Here is a 14,404-nt window from a genome sequence, read left to right as displayed (position 1 = left end):
CGAGGAGCGCGACCAGTGAGCCGCATCGACCGCCGCGAGTACGCCCAGCTGTACGGTCCCACCGTCGGCGACCAGATCCGCCTGGCCGACACCGACCTGTGGATCGAGGTCGAGGAGGACCGCACGGCGGGAGGCGACGAGGCCGTCTTCGGCGGCGGCAAGACCATCCGCGAGTCGATGGGCCAGGGGCTGACCACGCGCGCCCAGGGGGCGCTGGACGTGGTCGTCACCAACGTCGTGGTCATGGACCACTGGGGCATCGTGCGCGGCGACGTGGGCATCCGCGACGGGCGCATCGTGGCCGTCGGCAAGGCGGGCAACCCGGACGTGATGGACGGGGTGCACCCGGATCTGCTGATCGGTCCGGGCACCGACGTGATCGCGGGGGAGGGCAAGATCCTCACCGCGGGCGCCGTGGACACCCACGTGCACTTCCTCAGCGAGATCGAGATGCACGAGGCGCTCGCCACCGGCACCACCACCGTGATCGGCGGCGGGTCCGGGCCCACCGAGGGGTCGAAGGCCACCACGGTGACCGCCGGCGCGCACTCGCTGCGGACGATGCACCGGGCCCTGGACCGGTTCCCGCTCAACGTCATGCTGTTCGGCAAGGGCAGCACCGTCTCCGCCGAGGCCCTCGCCGAGGACGCCCTGGCCGGGGCGGGCGGGTACAAGGTGCACGAGGACTGGGGCGCCACCCCGGCGGCGATCGACGCCGCGCTGCGGGCGGCCGACGAGTTCGGCCTCCAGGTGGCGCTGCACGCCGACTCGCTCAACGAGACCGGGTACGTCCAGCACACGCTGGAGGCCATCGCCGGGCGCGGCATCCACGTGTTCCACGCCGAGGGCGCGGGCGGCGGCCACGCACCCGACATCATCGTCACCGCCGGTGAGGCGAACGTGCTGCCGGCCTCCACCAACCCGACCCTGCCGTTCACGGTGAACACGGTCGACGAGCACCTGGACATGCTGCTCGTCGTGCACCACCTGAACCCCCGGGTCCCGGAGGACCTGGCCTTCGCCGAGTCCCGCATCCGGGCCTCCACGATGGCCGCCGAGGACATCCTCCAGGACATGGGCGCCCTCTCGATCACCTCCACCGACGCCCAGGCGATGGGGCGGATCGGGGAGCTGGTCTGCCGCACCTGGCAGGTGGCGCACGTGATGAAGAACCAGTTCGGGCCGCTGTCCTCGGACCTGCCGGCCGACAACGCCCGCGCCCGCAGGTACGTGGCCAAGTACACGATCTGCCCGGCGGTGGCGCACGGGATCGACCACGTGGTCGGATCCGTGGAGCCCGGCAAGATGGCCGACCTCGTGCTCTGGGACCCGGCGTTCTTCGGGATCCGCCCGTCCGCGGTGATCAAGTCCGGTGCGATCGTCGCCGCGCCGCTGGGCGACCCCAACGGGGCCGTGCCCGCGCCGCAGCCGGTGCTGCTGCGCCCCGCGCTGGCGGCCCGGGCGTCCTCGGCCGCCGATCTGGCGGTGACCTTCGTGTCCCCGCTGGCGATCGAGGACGGCCTGGCCGACAGGCTGGGGCTGCGCCGGGAGCTGGTGGCGGTCCGCCCCACCCGCGGCGTCACCAAGGCGGACATGCCCAACAACACCGCCCTGCCCGACATCGACGTGGACCCCGAGACGTTCGCGATCAGCATCGACGGCGAGTTCGTGCGCCCCCGGCCCGTGGACGAGGTACCGCTCGCGCAGCGGTACACGATGTTCTAGGCGGCCGGGTGACTTCGGGACTGGGCTCCCTGCTGCTGGCCGACGCCCGCCTCCCCGTGGGCGGGCACACCTACTCGGCCGGACTGGAGCCCGCACTGATCGCCGGAATGCCCGCGGAGCTGATCCCGGCGTACATGACCGCGCGGCTGCGCACGGTGGGCCTGGTGGAGGCGGCCGCCTCGGTGCTGGCGCACCGGGCGGCCGGCGGGGACGGCGGGGCCCCCGTCGACCCGCGGGCGCTGGAGGCCGTGCACGAGGAGCTGCTGGCCCGCTCGCCGAGCGACCCCCTGAGGGAGGTCTCGGGGATGCTCGGGCGCGGCCTCGTGCGCCTGGCCGCCCGGCTCCGGCCGGACCACCCCGCCGTCGCCGCGCTGCACGCCCTGGGCCGCGCGCCGCAGCGGCCGGTCGCGCTCGGAGTGGTCGCCGCCGTCATCGGGGCGGGGGAGGCCGAGACCGCCCGGGTGAGTCTGTACGACGACGCCCAGTCGGTGGCCTCCGCCGCACTCAAACTCGCCCCCGTGGACCCGGTGGACGCCGCCGGGTGGGTTCTCTCGACGGGGGACGTGATGACCTCGGTGGTCGCCGAGGCGCTCGCGGTGCGTGACGCCGCCGACCTGCCCGCGCCCACCGCACCCCAGATCGAGGGATGGTCCCTCGAACACCGGAACAAGACCAGGAGGATCTTCATTGCCTGACACGACTCGACGAACCCCGTCCACGGAGCCCGCCGCCGGCGCCCGCGCCGCCGACGCGTCCTCCGCACCCCGGCGCGCGATGCGCCTGGGCGTGGCCGGACCCGTCGGCACCGGCAAGAGCACCCTGATCGCGTCCCTGTGCCGCGAACTCGCCGCCGAGCTGAGCATGGCGGTGGTCACCAACGACATCTACACCGACGAGGACGCCAGGCTGCTTCGGGCCGCCGGAGTCCTGCCCGTGGAGCGGATCCACGCCGTGGAGACCGGGGCGTGCCCCCACACCGCGATCCGCGACGACGTCACGCCCAACCTGATCGCCGTCGAGGACCTGGAGGCGGAGTTCGCCCCCCTGGACCTGGTCGTCGTGGAGAGCGGCGGGGACAACCTGACCGCCACGTTCAGCCCCGCGCTGGCCGACGCGCAGATCTTCTGCCTCGACGTGGCCGGGGGCGGGGACGTGGCCCGCAAGGGCGGACCGGGGATCGAACGCGCCGACCTGCTCGTCGTCAACAAGACCGACCTCGCCCCGCACGTGGGGGTCGACGCCGCTCAGATGGTGGCCGACGCCACCCGTGCCAGGGACGGGCTGCCCGTGCTGGCCCTGAGCCAGCACGACAGGGCCTCGCTCGAAGCGCTGGCCGGATGGGTGCGCCAGGTCCTGGCCGACCACCGGTCCGGCGTCCACGTGCCGCGGGACCCGGGGCCGATGGCCCCGCACACGCACGCCGACGGCACCACCCACGCCCACGGGGGCGCGGGGGACGTCCACGAGCACGCGTGAGCGGGCGCCCGTGAGTGGGACGGTACCGGCCAGGGTGACCGCGGAACGGGTCGGCGGACGGGTGCGCCTGAGCGACCTGTCCGGCGGCACGTACCTGAGCCCTCGGCCCCTGGGAGTGCGCGGCGCCGCCGCGCGGGTGGCGCTCGTCGGCGCCTACGCGCTGCTGCTGGCCGGGGACGACCTGCGTATGGAGGTCACGGTGGGCCCCGGGGTGTGGCTGGAGCTGGTGGAGCCGTCCGGGATCGTCGCCTACGACGCCCGCGGCGGCGCCGCGAGCTGGCAGGCGGACGTCCGGGTCGCCGACGGCGGGTGCCTGGTGTGGCGGGGGGCGCCGTTCGTGGTGACGGCGGGTGCGGACGTCACCCGCCGCACCCGGATCGAGCTGTCCGGCGGCGCCCGGGCCCTGGTGCACGAGACCCTGGTGCTGGGCCGCAGCTACGAGACCGGCGGAGGCCCCCTGCGGTCGACGACGAGGGTCGCGGCCGACGGCCGCCCCCTGCTGGTGGAGGACCTGGACCTGCGCGACCCGGTCCTGGCCGGGGCCCCGGGGGTCCTGGGCGGGAACCGGGTGCTGACCACCGCGTTCCTGCTCGGGGCCCGGCCCGGGCAGGCGGTGGGGGTCCAGGAGACGCTGCTCCACGGGCCGGGGGCCCTGGCGCGCTCGGTGGCCGCCCACGCCCACGAGGCGGAGGCCGCCGTCGCCGGCTCCTGGGAGCGCTGGAGGGCCGGGTTCGCCGATCCGGCGGACTACGAGGACGCCGTCTGACACGGCGAGGGGCCGGGCGGGGAGTCGCTCCCCGTCCGGCCCCTCGCCGTGCGGTCGCCGCCGACCGGCCGCGCCCGCTCCCCTCTTCCGCCGCCGTACCCCTGCGGGCCTCCGCTCCCGCCCGGGCCCGTGGCGGGCGGAGCCTACGGGGAGGCGCCCCGGCCGGCCGGGTGGCCGGGGCGCGGGGCCCCCGGCCTCGACAGGTCCACCACGTCGTGGGCCCAGGCGGCCAGCAGCGCGTGGTCGTGGCTGATCGCGAGGATCCCCACACCGTCCTCGGCGAGCGAGGTCAGCAGGTGCGCGACGGTGGCGGTGGAGGCGGCGTCGAGCATGGCGGTCGGCTCGTCGCAGACCAGGTAGCGGGGCGCGGCGGCCAGCGCCCTGGCCACGCACGCCCGCTGGAGCTGTCCGGCGGACACCTGGTCGGGGCGGCGGTCGAGCAGGTCCCCGGTCAGGCCCACCCGCCGGGCCAGCTCCGCCACGCGGCGGGCCTCGTCGGCCTTCCGCCCGGCCCCCCGGGCCCCGGGGCTGGTTCCCCGCGCCCGTGCGGTGAGCGGCTGGGCGATGATCCCGCGCAGCCGCATCCGGGGGTCGGTGGCCGCCCGCGGGGACTGGTGCAGCAGCCCCAGGTCCCCGCTCATCCTGCCCCGGCGTGCGGCCACCGGCCGGCCGTCGGCCAGCACCGTTCCGGAGTCGGGGGAGCGCAGCCCCGTCAGGATCCGGGCGAGGGAGGACTTCCCGCTCCCCGAGGGCCCGGTCAGCCCCAGGACGCGGCCCGGTTCGACGGTGAGGTCCACCCCGTCGAGGACCGTCTGCTGCCCGTAGCGACAGGTGACGCCCTCAGCGACCAGCGACATCGGTTCCTCCCCGTCGTTCGGCGAACGACCCCTCCCCGGGCGGATCGGTCAGTTCGGGCGGCAGGCCCGGCAGCGGCCGCAGGCCCCGGCCGGGGAGAGCCGCCAGGAGCGCCCCGGTGTAGGGGTGCTCCGGGGCGGTCAGCACGCGCTCCACCGGTCCGTGCTCGACGATCCGCCCGGCGTACATCACCGCCACCGCGTCGGCGGCGCCCGAGGTGTCGAGGGCCTGGAGGTCGTGGGTGATGACGAGCACCGCGGTACCCCGGTCGGCCGCGCCGCGCAGCAGGCGCAGGACCTGCCCGGCGAGGTCCGGGTCGAGTCCCGCAGTGGGTTCGTCGGCCACGAGCACCGCCGGGTCCCCGGCGAGCGCGGCGGCCAGCACCGCTCTCGCGGCCATCCCGCCGGAGAGCTCGTGGGGGTATTTGTCCGCCGCGGACCCCTCCAGCCCCACGCGCGCCAGCAGTTCCGGCACCGGAGTCGGGGCGCCGAGCGAGGCCGCGACCTCCGCGAGCTGCGGGCCGAGCCTGCGGACCGGTGTGAACGTCGCGGCCACGGCCTGTCCGGCGAGGCCGACCACCCTTCCGCGCAGGCCCCGCCAGGCCCGCTCGTCGGCGGCGGGGACCTCCCGGCCGGCGATCCGCACGCTGCCCGCCGACCGGGTTCCCGGCGGAAGGAGTCCGCACAGGGCCGAGGCGAGCGTGGACTTCCCGCACCCGGACTCCCCGACCAGCGCGGTCAACCGCCCCGCGTGCAGGTCGAGGTCGACGCCGGTGGCGGCGTGCACCAGCCGGCCGTCGTCCGTCGGGAGCCGCAGCGTCAGTCCGCGCACGCGCACCGCGGGCCCGGGGGACTCCGCGGCGGGCACGTCCCGCGCGATCGCGCCGGGCGCCGCCGTCCCGGACACGGCGGCGGTACCGCGCCGGACCCCCGGCCCCCGCGCCCGGCGGGGGCCCGGACCCAGGACGCCGCTCGCCCCGGCCGTGGCGAGCGTGGTGGCCACGAGCACCCCGGCCGGGGCGGCCAGGGTCCACCAGGCCCCGGTGAACACGTCACCCCGGGCCACTTCGAGCAGCGTGCCCAGGCTGGCCTCGTCCGGCGGGAGCCCGAGACCGAGGAAGCTGAGGGTGGACTCGTGCCAGACGGCGTGCGGAAGGAGCATCACCAGGCCCACCGCCGCCTGCGGCAGCGCCGCCGGAAGCAGGTGGCGGAGCAGGACCGCGCGTCGGGTGGAGCCCCACAGGTAGGCCGCCTCCACGTACTCGGCCGAGCGCACGGAGAGCATCTCCGCGCGTACGATGCGCGCGATCTGCGGCCAGTGGGTGAGGGATATCGAGGCGATGACCGCCCACGGCGACCCCGGGTACAGGGCCACGACCACCACGCCGAGCAGCAGGTGCGGCAGGGCGTTGACGCCGTCGGTGACGCGCATGAGCAGCATGTCGACCCGCCCGCCCGCGGACGCCGCGGCGGCCCCCACGGCGACACCGAGGACGGTGGCGGTGACGGCGCAGGCCAGGGCGATCGCCAGGGAGACGCGCAACCCCTCGGCGGCCCGGACGAACAGGTCGTGCCCGGAGTGGTCGGTCCCGAACCAGTGGGCCGGGCCGGGCCCCCGGAGGGCCTGGGAGAAGTCCGCGGTCTGGGGCCCAGCCCACCACGGGACGGCGACGGCGTAGACCACCAGCGCGGCCAGTGCCGCCACGGGCAGGACCCGCCCGGACACCGCCCGCCCGATCCGCGCGGGACGTGTCGCCGGTTCAGGCATCGGTCCCCACCCTCGGGTCCAGGAGCAGGTAGGCGGCGTCGGCGAGGAGGGATCCGACCAGCACGACGGCGGTGGTGGCCACGGTGAGCGCGGCCAGCAGCGGGAAGTCGAGCGCCTGCGCCGAGCCCACCACGGCTCCCGCGAGCCCGGGCCAGGCGAAGACCTCCTCGACCAGCACCGCCCCCACCACCAGCTCGGGGAGCCGGGCTCCCACGATGGTGGCCAGGGGGGCGAGGGAGACCGGGAGGACGTGCGCGGCGACCACCCGCGCCGGGGGCAGCCCGCGTGCCCGTGCGGCCCGCACGGCTTCGGAACCCGTGGCCCGCGCCACGGCGGTGCGCACCGCCAGCAGGGCCCAGGGCAGCTGCGTGAGCGCCAGGGTCACCGCCGGGAGCACCAGGTGGCGCGCCACCCCGGCGGCGGTGTGGGGCTCGCCCGGCTCAGCCGCGCCGGCCACGGGGGCCCAGCGCAGGAGCACCGCGAACACGGTGACCGAGCCCAGGGCGAGCACGAACGGGGGCACCGCCTGCACCAGGACGCCCGTGCGGGTGACCGCGCGGTCCAGGGCGCCGCCCGGGGCGAGCCCCGCCGCCGTGCCCAGCAGCAGCGCGGCGAGGACGGCCCCCGCCAGTGCCGTGCCGGACAGCAGGAGCGTCCACGGAAGGCGTTCGGCGAACACCTCGGACACCGGCATGGCGTACACGCGGGACCAGCCGAGGTCCCCGCGGAGCAGGTCGCCGGCCCAGGCCCACCAGGCCTGCCACCACGGGGCGTCGAACCCCAGGGCGCCGCTCAGCGACTCCCGCTGTTCGGCGGAGACCTGCTGGTAGCGCGCGCCCAGGTGGGCGGCGAGCGGGTCGAAGGGGGACCGGTCCGCGAGGAGGAACACCAGGCCGCTCAGCCCCGCCAGCATCGGAACGCCGACGACGGCGCGGTGCAGGGCCAGGCCGCCCAGGGCGCGGCGGCGGTCCCGCCACAGGGTGCGACGCGGGCGGGCGGCCCCGCGGGCGGTGGGTCCGGCGGTCACCGCCGCCATCCGGCGAGGTTCCACCACGGGCCCCAGGAGACGCCGTGGGCATGGGGTTCGAGCACCAGCGGCCCGCTGTCCCAGTCGTTCTCGGCGGAGACGTAGGTGTGGTCCGCGAAGGCGAGGAACACGTAGGTGGGGTGCTCGACGTAGGCCCTCTGCACCTCGCGGTAGAGCTCGGCGCGCTCGGCGGCGTCCGGGCTGCGCCGGGCGTCCTCCAGGGCCTCGTCCACCCCCGGGACGGCGAGGTCGCCGGGGTTCTCGAACGTGGGCGTGCCCTCCTCGCGCGTGTGCAGGGTGGCGTACACCTGGGTGTCCAGGTCGTAGGGCTTGTCCCCGCCGCCCAGCAGGATCGCGGCGTCGGCGGTGTGCGAACCCATGTCGTCCCAGGTGCCGCCGCGGACGTCGACCTCGATCCCCAGGGGCAGCATCTCGGCGGCGAACGCCGTGGCCAGGTCGCGGCGCAGGCTGTCGGAGGCGAGGTAGTACAGGGTGAACGCGGCCCGGTCGCCGTCGCGCTCGCGGATGCCGTCCGGCCCCTCTCGCCAGCCGGCCCCGTCCAGCAGGCGGGCGGCCTCGTCGGGGTCGTGGTCGAAGACGGCCTCGGGCTCGTGGGCCTCGCCGTAGACCTCGGCCACCGGGGTGTGGGCGGGGCGGCCGTGGCCGGCGAGGACGTGCTCGATGATCCCGTCGCGGTCCACGGCCAGGTTCATGGCGAGCCGGGCGGCCCCGTCGGAGGCGAAGGCGTTCTCCGCCGGGAGGGACAGCCCCCGCCAGTCCGCGGTGCGCACCGACAGGACGTCGACGCCGTCGGCGCCGGCGAAGGTCGCGGCCGTGGTCGGGGGCAGTACGGTGCCGTCGACGCCCCCCGCGCGCATCCGCTGGGCGCGGGTGTTGTCGTCGGGGAGGTACAGGGTGACCAGTTCGGTGACCTGCGGCGCGGTGCCGTGGTAGTGCGGGTTGGCCTCGAACACGGCCTGTTCGGCGTCGAGTTCGGCCAGGACGTAGGGTCCTGTTCCGACGGGGCGGCGGTTGCGCTCGGAGTCCGCGGCCGGGCCGGGGGTGATCTCCTCCTCGGGCGTGATGCCCAGCGACATCCGCGCGGGGAAGGCGTAGTAGGGGTGGTGCAGGGTGAAGCGCACGCTGTGGTCGCCGGTCGCGGTGACCGACTCGATCATCGAGTAGGAGGCGGCGACCTCGGAGGCCGTGGCGGGGTCGAGCACGGCGGAGTAGGTGGCCACGACGTCGTCCGCGTCGAGGGCGGACCCGTCGGAGAAGACGACGTCGGTGCGCAGCTCCACGTCCCAGACCGTGGAGTCCCCGTTGGGTTCGGGAGGGGCGGCGGCGAGGGCCGGTACGAGTTCGGGCAGCCGGTCGTCCCCGGTGGACTCGGGGCGCAGCAGGCCCTCGAAGACCGGGGAGACGCCGAGTTCGCCGTATCCGTCGACGGGGTCGTAGCCGCCCAGGGGCTGGGCGTCGGCGAGGACGATGCGGGTGGGGGAGCCGGACGGTCCGGCCGTCGGCGGTCCCGCGCAGGAGGTGAGCGCGAGCGCGGCGACGAGTGCGGTGCCGGTGAGGAGGGTGCGTGTGGGGACGGGTCGTGTCATTCAGAGCTTCCTGTGGGGCGGTTCTCACGAACGACGGCCAATACCTGACCATCTGATCAGATGATAAGGTCCCGATTTCGCGCGCGGCGCCCGGACCGGGCGCACCGGACCGCCCCGGGATCCTCCTTCCCCTGTCACCACGGCGATGCGGGGCCGGGACGCGGACGTGGAGACGATCGTCACCAGTGCCCCGGCTCTGCGATGATGGCCCCGATGACTTCTTCCGGTGATCGGCTCGACCCGAACTCCCAGCTCGACATCGGCGCCTGGGCGGACCGGTTCCGCCTGCTCGGCGACCCGACCCGCCTGCGGCTGCTGACCGCGATGCACCAGGCCGGCCCCGGGACGGCCTCGGTGGGGGAGCTCGCCGCCGCGGCCGGGATCAGCGACGCCACCGCCTCCCAGGCGCTGCGGACCCTGAGGCTCCAGGGCTGGGTGCGCGACGAGCGGGAGGGGCGCACGGTGCGCTACACGCTCACCGACCGCACCGTGCACGATCTGCTCCACCTCATCGGCGCCGGGCACGGAGCCGCTCCGGCGGAGGGGGAGGGCGGTGCGCCCGGCCCCGGGCCCGCGGACGGCGCACCCGGGGAGCGCTCCCGGGCGACGTAGCGCCCCCGGCCCCCGGCGCGGACCCGGGCCCTCCGGCGGGGCGCCGCCGCAGGGCCTACCAGCCGGTCGCCGCAGTGAGGCGCTCCTCCAGCGCCGGTGCGAGGGTGCGCATGAACGTCGCGCCGATGTGGCTGCCGTCCCAGTACACGAGCACGTTGCCGACGACCGGACGGCACACCGCGGGTTCGCAGATCAGGTCGTTGAGGTCGAGCACGGTCACGTTGTCCGGGAGCCGCACCCCCTCCAGGGGCGAGGTCGCGGCCATCGACGTCCCCGGCTCCACCGAGCACTCCTCCGGCGTGGACGAGGCGAGGCACTCGGGGACGTCGAAGCCGAACCGGGGGGTGTCCCGCACGGCGACCACCTCCACGCCCATCTCCTCCAGCTCCCTCCACCGCTCCACGTAGCCGTCCACGACCTGCTCCTCCCCGAACCCGGCGGAGGCGTCCAGGCTGGTCGTGGTGCCGGTGGTGAACACCGCGTCGGGCTCCAGCGCGGCGAGTTCGGCCATCACGCCGCGGTTCCACTCCGCGCAGGACGTGTAGGGGGCTCCCTTGTAGGTCTGCGGGGCGTCGGTGAACAGGCACGAGCCCTTGACGATGTTGACCAGCCGCCAGTCGTGGTCGAGCGCCACCCGCTCCAGCGCCGGGAACCAGTGCGCGGCGTGGGAGCCGCCGACCAGCGCCACCGTGCGCTCCGGGGACTCAGAGCCGTAGACGCAGGTGATGACCTCGGCGTCCGCGATGGTCTGGTTGCAGCCGTCCCCGTAGGTGGCGGGCACGTCCTCGGAGGCCGACGCGGGGCTCGGGTAGACCGGGAGGTCCGAGGCCCGGCCGGCGCCTCCCCCGTCCGCCAGCACCGCCGCGCCGGGGTAGCTGCGGCCGTCCGCCAACAGCTCCTCCCACCGGCGCTGGTCGGCGTCCAGCCGGGCCGACCAGGCCCCGGCCGCGAGCAGCACCGGGAGCAGGCAGGCCAGGCCCACCGCCGCTCCGCGCAGAGCCGGCCCCCGCAGGGCGGCCCGCGCGGCCCCGGCCCGGCGGGGGGCCGCCGCGGAGCCGGGGGCGCCCGGCCGCCTTCCGAGCGCGGCCAGCCGGTCGGCGACCGGGGTGGTCGCCGCGGCCAGCACCAGCGACGCGGCCAGCACCGCAGCCCCACCCACCGGGCTCGCCAGGGTGCGGTCGGTGGCGGCCAGGTAGAACACCAGCAGCGGCCAGTGCCACAGGTACAGCGCGTACGACACCGAGCCGAGGTAGCGCACGGGGCGGAGGGTCAGCAGCCGGTCGGCGCCCGGCCCGGCGCCGGTCGCGCCCGCCGCCACGACCGCCGCGGCGGCCAGCGTCGGCCACAGGGCAGCGAGGCCGGGGAAGACCGTGGACACCTGGAGCAGGACGCCGCACAGGACCAGCGCCGCCAGCCCGGCCCACCCCAGCACGACCCGCACCGCCAGGGGCAGGCGCAGGTGGGGGAGCGCCAGGGCGAGGAGGCCGCCGAGGGCGAACTCCCACAGTCGCGCCCCGGTGTCGAAGTAGGCCCAGGGCTGGTCGGCGCGGGTGGCGTACACCGAGTAGGCCAGGGAGAGCGCGAACACGGAGGCCAGCGCGACGAGGGCGCCCGCGCGCGGACCGCGCCCGGCGCGTCCCGCCGCCCACACCGCCGCGGCGACGAGCAGCGGCCACAGCACGTAGAACTGCCCCTGGACGGACAGGGACCAGAAGTGCTGGAGGGGGCTGGTCCCGTCGCCCCGTGACAGGTAGTCCACCGAGTCCAGGGCCAGGGACCAGTTGAGGTGGTGGAACGCGGAGGCGAACGCCTCGCCCAGGACGTCCCGCCAGCGGGGCTCGGGCAGCAGGAGCCGTGTGCACAGCAGCACGGCCGCGATGACCAGGGCCGCCGTGGGCAGCAGCCGGGCGGCCAGCCGTCCGAGGAAGGCCCCGAACCGGATCCCGCCGCGGTCGGCCGCCCGCAGCAGGGACCCCGTGACGAGGAACCCGCTGAGCATCAGGAAGACGTCGACGCCGCCGGAGACCCGGCCCAGCCAGATGTGGTAGACGGCGACCAGCAGCACGGCGACGGCCCGCAGCCCGTCGATCTCGGGGCGGTGGCCGCCGCCGTCGGCGCCGCCGGTGCGCGGGGCGGCCCCGGCCCCGGTCCCGGCGCGGGAGGCGAGTGGGGACACGGGAACGGTGCTCGCTTTCGCGGGAGGGGAGGGAGCGGTCCCGGCGGGCGCGGCCCGGCCGGTGGTCGGCCATGCTGCCCCGTTCCCGTGACCGTGCGGGGTACGCGGGCTGAATCCCGCGCCATGGTCCGCTGCACACTTCGCGTCGCCGCCCCTCCGGGGCGCCCACCGCCCCGTGGGAGGGCTCCGTGACCGGTCGGCCGCACCCTCCCTCGGGGAGGTGCCGGTGAGGGCGAGGGGCCGCGCGGGCGCCGCCCCCGGTGCGTACGCGCCTCCCCGCTCGGATGTCCCTGACATGCGGGTGTCGTCGGTATCCGAGTGCCGGGGGCATCTCGACGTAGGATGGGGTGACGCCGAAGCGAGGAGAACGATGGCCCGGCTCAACAGGGCGGAACAGCAGGCCCGCAACCGCGCACGTGTACTGGCCGCCGCGAGGGACGAGTTCGCCGAACACGGGTTCCGCGACGCCAAGGTCGACCGCATCGCCGACCGCGCCGAACTCACCAGGGGGGCGGTCTACTCCAACTTCCCCGGCAAACGGGCCCTGTACTTCTCGGTCCTGGCCGAGACCGCCGAGCGTGCCTCGCCGACGCCCCGGACCGGGCCCGGGACCACGGCCGCCACGGCCCTGGGCGCGCTCGCCCGCGCCTGGGTCTCCCGGTTCCCCCTCTCCGACTCCGACGAGTCCCTGCGGACCGCGGCCGGGCTCACCCCCGAGATCCTGTCCGACGAGCCGACCCGGCGCGCGTTCGCCCAGCTGATGCGGCTGGACGCGGTCCTGCTCGGCCTGTCCCTGGAGGCCCTGGAACCGCCGGCGGAGCCCGGGGGCCGCCGGGTGCGCGTCGCCGAGACCGTGCTCACGACCCTCTACGGCGCCGGGCAGACGGCCGCCGCCGCCCCCGGTTTCGTCGACCCGTTCAACGTCGTCCGCGCCTGTGAGCGGCTCGCCGACCTGAACCCGGACGACGTCTGGCCGCTCCCCCACGTCGCGCACATCCCGCCCGCCACCCCCGTGGACGAGGACTGGGCGCCGCCGGAGGGGTTCGACGCCGTCCGGCGCCGGACCGTCTCCCTCGCCGACGACGGCGTGGTGGCCGTCCTGGGGCTGCACCGGCTCGAAGCCGTCGAGGAGGCGCTGCGCGCGGCCCCCGGCGACGCGGCGGTCACGGCCGTGGTGGTCACCGCCGATCCCGCCGAGCTGGCGCCCCTGGCCAGGCTCGCCGTCGCCGACCTGTGCGGGTGCCTGCGCCAGGCCTTCCCCGAGGAGGCCTGGCCCCGTCTGCGTGTGGTGTTCGACGACGCCGGCGCGATCGCCGCGGCGGCCGGGGTCGCCTCGGTGGAGGACACCACCGAGACCGCGGTCCGCGTGGTGGGCGGCCGTGTGGTGGCACGCTCCGACGACCGCGGCGCCGGCCACGCCGCCGGCTCCTTCGCCCGTGCCCGCGGAGGCGACAGGTCCCGGAGGTGACCTGACGCCGTGGCGCTCCGGACCGGTGGCGGTTCGGCCGGGGAGGCTTGCCAGGGCCCGCCGTCCGGTCGTCCGCCGGTGCGCGCGGGCGGCGCCCCCGGGAGTCGACCCAAGTCGACCCGCGGGTAAAGCCAATCCTGGTCGACAAAGGCGGGGTTGTGGAGGACGGGTACGGGGCGCGGCCGGGGGTACGCTCGGCAGCACCGGGGCGTACCCTCCCCGCCCTCCGCGGCGCGCCGCCGGTCGTGTCCCCGTCGCGCCGACCGCTGCGGGGGCCCGGCCGGGGGACGGGGGCGCCCGCCGGTCGGGCCCTCCCCCTCGGGCGGCGGGCGCGGCTTTGCGACCTGTACCAGCAGGGGTTACCGTGAGAATCCGGATGCTGCGGTCATCTGGCTCAGGGGGACTTCCCGCCGATCCACCCGGGCACGGCCCGCGTGAGGAGAACGTTTCTAGTGACACGCACCGGCGCCAGCGCACCCCTTCTCAAGTGCTCGTTCTGCGGCAAGGACCAGAGCCAGGTCCGCAGACTCATCGCGGGGCCCGGCCACATCTGCATCTGCGACGAGTGCGTCGGCCTGTGCAACGAGATCATGGAGGAGGAGGACACCGTCCTCCACGCCGACACCCCGTGGGACTCGTTGCCGAAGCCGCGGGAGATCTACGAGTTCCTGGACTCGTATGTGATCGGTCAGGACCAGGCGAAGAAGGCCTTGTCGGTGGCGGTGTACAACCACTACAAGCGTGTGCGGTCGGAGGGTGAGCGTCCGGGGTCGGAGGGCGTGGAGATCGCGAAGTCCAACATCTTGCTGTTGGGTCCGACGGGGTCGGGGAAGACGCTGTTGGCGCAGACGTTGGCGCGGATCCTGAATGTGCCGTTCGCGATCGCGGACGCGACGGCGCTGACGGAGGCGGGGTATGTGGGGGA

12 protein-coding genes are annotated in these 14,404 nt (G+C 75.9%); 7 read left to right on the top strand and 5 right to left on the bottom strand.

Translation table 11 applies throughout. The annotated features are described in order from the left end of the window. Nucleotides 1-15 precede the first annotated feature (15 nt). From ABZ234_RS28685 to ABZ234_RS28670, 4 genes are all read left to right on the top strand, one after another. The gene (locus ABZ234_RS28685; protein ID WP_355014096.1) at nucleotides 16-1,725 is read left to right on the top strand and encodes an urease subunit alpha; all 1,710 of its coding nucleotides are present in this window, start codon (nucleotides 16-18) and stop codon (nucleotides 1,723-1,725) included. A gap of 8 nt (nucleotides 1,726-1,733) precedes the next feature. Further along, nucleotides 1,734-2,420: an urease accessory UreF family protein gene (locus ABZ234_RS28680; protein WP_355014095.1), complete on the top strand. Its 687-nt coding sequence runs from the start codon at nucleotides 1,734-1,736 to the stop codon at nucleotides 2,418-2,420. 79 nt (nucleotides 2,421-2,499) lie between these two features. After that, a complete protein-coding gene (gene ureG, locus ABZ234_RS28675) occupies nucleotides 2,500-3,201 on the top strand; it encodes an urease accessory protein UreG (protein ID WP_355014108.1) in 702 nt (233 codons plus the stop codon). 34 nt (nucleotides 3,202-3,235) lie between these two features. Next, nucleotides 3,236-3,967, top strand: a complete 732-nt coding sequence (locus ABZ234_RS28670; protein WP_355014094.1) for an urease accessory protein UreD — start codon at nucleotides 3,236-3,238, stop codon at nucleotides 3,965-3,967. Between the two features lie 143 nt (nucleotides 3,968-4,110). On the opposite strand, the gene ABZ234_RS28665 is transcribed toward ABZ234_RS28670, so the two are convergent. From ABZ234_RS28665 to ABZ234_RS28650, 4 genes are read right to left on the bottom strand one after another with little or no spacing between them, the layout of a single operon-like run. Next, nucleotides 4,111-4,824 (bottom strand): ATP-binding cassette domain-containing protein, encoded by a 714-nt coding sequence (locus ABZ234_RS28665; RefSeq protein WP_355014093.1) that lies wholly within the window; start codon nucleotides 4,822-4,824, stop codon nucleotides 4,111-4,113. After that, on the bottom strand, nucleotides 4,808-6,589 hold the full coding sequence (locus ABZ234_RS28660) for a dipeptide/oligopeptide/nickel ABC transporter permease/ATP-binding protein (RefSeq protein ID WP_355014092.1): 1,782 nt from the start codon (nucleotides 6,587-6,589) through the stop codon (nucleotides 4,808-4,810). The genes ABZ234_RS28665 and ABZ234_RS28660 overlap by 17 nt, the downstream gene beginning before the upstream one ends. Further along, the gene (locus ABZ234_RS28655) at nucleotides 6,582-7,625 is read right to left on the bottom strand and encodes an ABC transporter permease (protein WP_355014091.1); all 1,044 of its coding nucleotides are present in this window, start codon (nucleotides 7,623-7,625) and stop codon (nucleotides 6,582-6,584) included. The genes ABZ234_RS28660 and ABZ234_RS28655 overlap by 8 nt, the downstream gene beginning before the upstream one ends. Beyond that, the gene (locus ABZ234_RS28650) at nucleotides 7,613-9,223 is read right to left on the bottom strand and encodes an ABC transporter substrate-binding protein (protein WP_355014090.1); all 1,611 of its coding nucleotides are present in this window, start codon (nucleotides 9,221-9,223) and stop codon (nucleotides 7,613-7,615) included. The genes ABZ234_RS28655 and ABZ234_RS28650 overlap by 13 nt, the downstream gene beginning before the upstream one ends. A 213-nt stretch (nucleotides 9,224-9,436) precedes the next feature. Here ABZ234_RS28650 and ABZ234_RS28645 point away from each other — a divergent pair, with 213 nt between their 5' ends. Continuing rightward, complete coding sequence (locus ABZ234_RS28645; protein ID WP_267949075.1) at nucleotides 9,437-9,835, top strand: metalloregulator ArsR/SmtB family transcription factor; 399 nt, start codon at nucleotides 9,437-9,439, stop codon at nucleotides 9,833-9,835. 55 nt (nucleotides 9,836-9,890) lie between these two features. Here ABZ234_RS28645 and ABZ234_RS28640 read toward each other — a convergent pair whose 3' ends face one another. After that, the gene (locus ABZ234_RS28640; RefSeq protein WP_355014107.1) at nucleotides 9,891-11,924 is read right to left on the bottom strand and encodes an acyltransferase family protein; all 2,034 of its coding nucleotides are present in this window, start codon (nucleotides 11,922-11,924) and stop codon (nucleotides 9,891-9,893) included. A 457-nt stretch (nucleotides 11,925-12,381) separates the two neighbouring features. Here ABZ234_RS28640 and ABZ234_RS28635 point away from each other — a divergent pair, with 457 nt between their 5' ends. Both ABZ234_RS28635 and ABZ234_RS28630 read left to right on the top strand, forming a co-directional pair. Continuing rightward, entirely contained in the window at nucleotides 12,382-13,479 is a 1,098-nt protein-coding gene (locus ABZ234_RS28635; RefSeq protein ID WP_355014089.1) for a helix-turn-helix domain-containing protein, read from the top strand. Between the two features lie 452 nt (nucleotides 13,480-13,931). Beyond that, nucleotides 13,932-14,404, top strand: a 473-nt coding sequence (locus tag ABZ234_RS28630) for a ClpX C4-type zinc finger protein (RefSeq protein ID WP_355014088.1), incomplete at its 3' end; no start/stop codon positions are given.

Source organism: Nocardiopsis sp. NPDC006198, assembly GCF_040613895.1.
GTDB lineage: Bacteria > Actinomycetota > Actinomycetes > Streptosporangiales > Streptosporangiaceae > Nocardiopsis > Nocardiopsis tropica.
The sequence above is the reverse complement of the archived record's forward strand: the minus strand, read 5'-3'. Positions and strand labels throughout refer to the sequence as shown.

Coding starts and splice junctions, on each gene's coding strand:
- ABZ234_RS28635 (WP_355014089.1), top strand. CDS start 12,382: ATGGCCCGGCTCAACAGGGCGGAACAGCAGGCCCGCAACCGCGCACGT.
- ureG (WP_355014108.1), top strand. CDS start 2,500: ATGCGCCTGGGCGTGGCCGGACCCGTCGGCACCGGCAAGAGCACCCTG.
- ABZ234_RS28660 (WP_355014092.1), bottom strand. CDS start 6,589: ATGCCTGAACCGGCGACACGTCCCGCGCGGATCGGGCGGGCGGTGTCC.
- ABZ234_RS28665 (WP_355014093.1), bottom strand. CDS start 4,824: ATGTCGCTGGTCGCTGAGGGCGTCACCTGTCGCTACGGGCAGCAGACG.
- ABZ234_RS28650 (WP_355014090.1), bottom strand. CDS start 9,223: ATGACACGACCCGTCCCCACACGCACCCTCCTCACCGGCACCGCACTC.
- ABZ234_RS28645 (WP_267949075.1), top strand. CDS start 9,437: ATGACTTCTTCCGGTGATCGGCTCGACCCGAACTCCCAGCTCGACATC.
- ABZ234_RS28655 (WP_355014091.1), bottom strand. CDS start 7,625: ATGGCGGCGGTGACCGCCGGACCCACCGCCCGCGGGGCCGCCCGCCCG.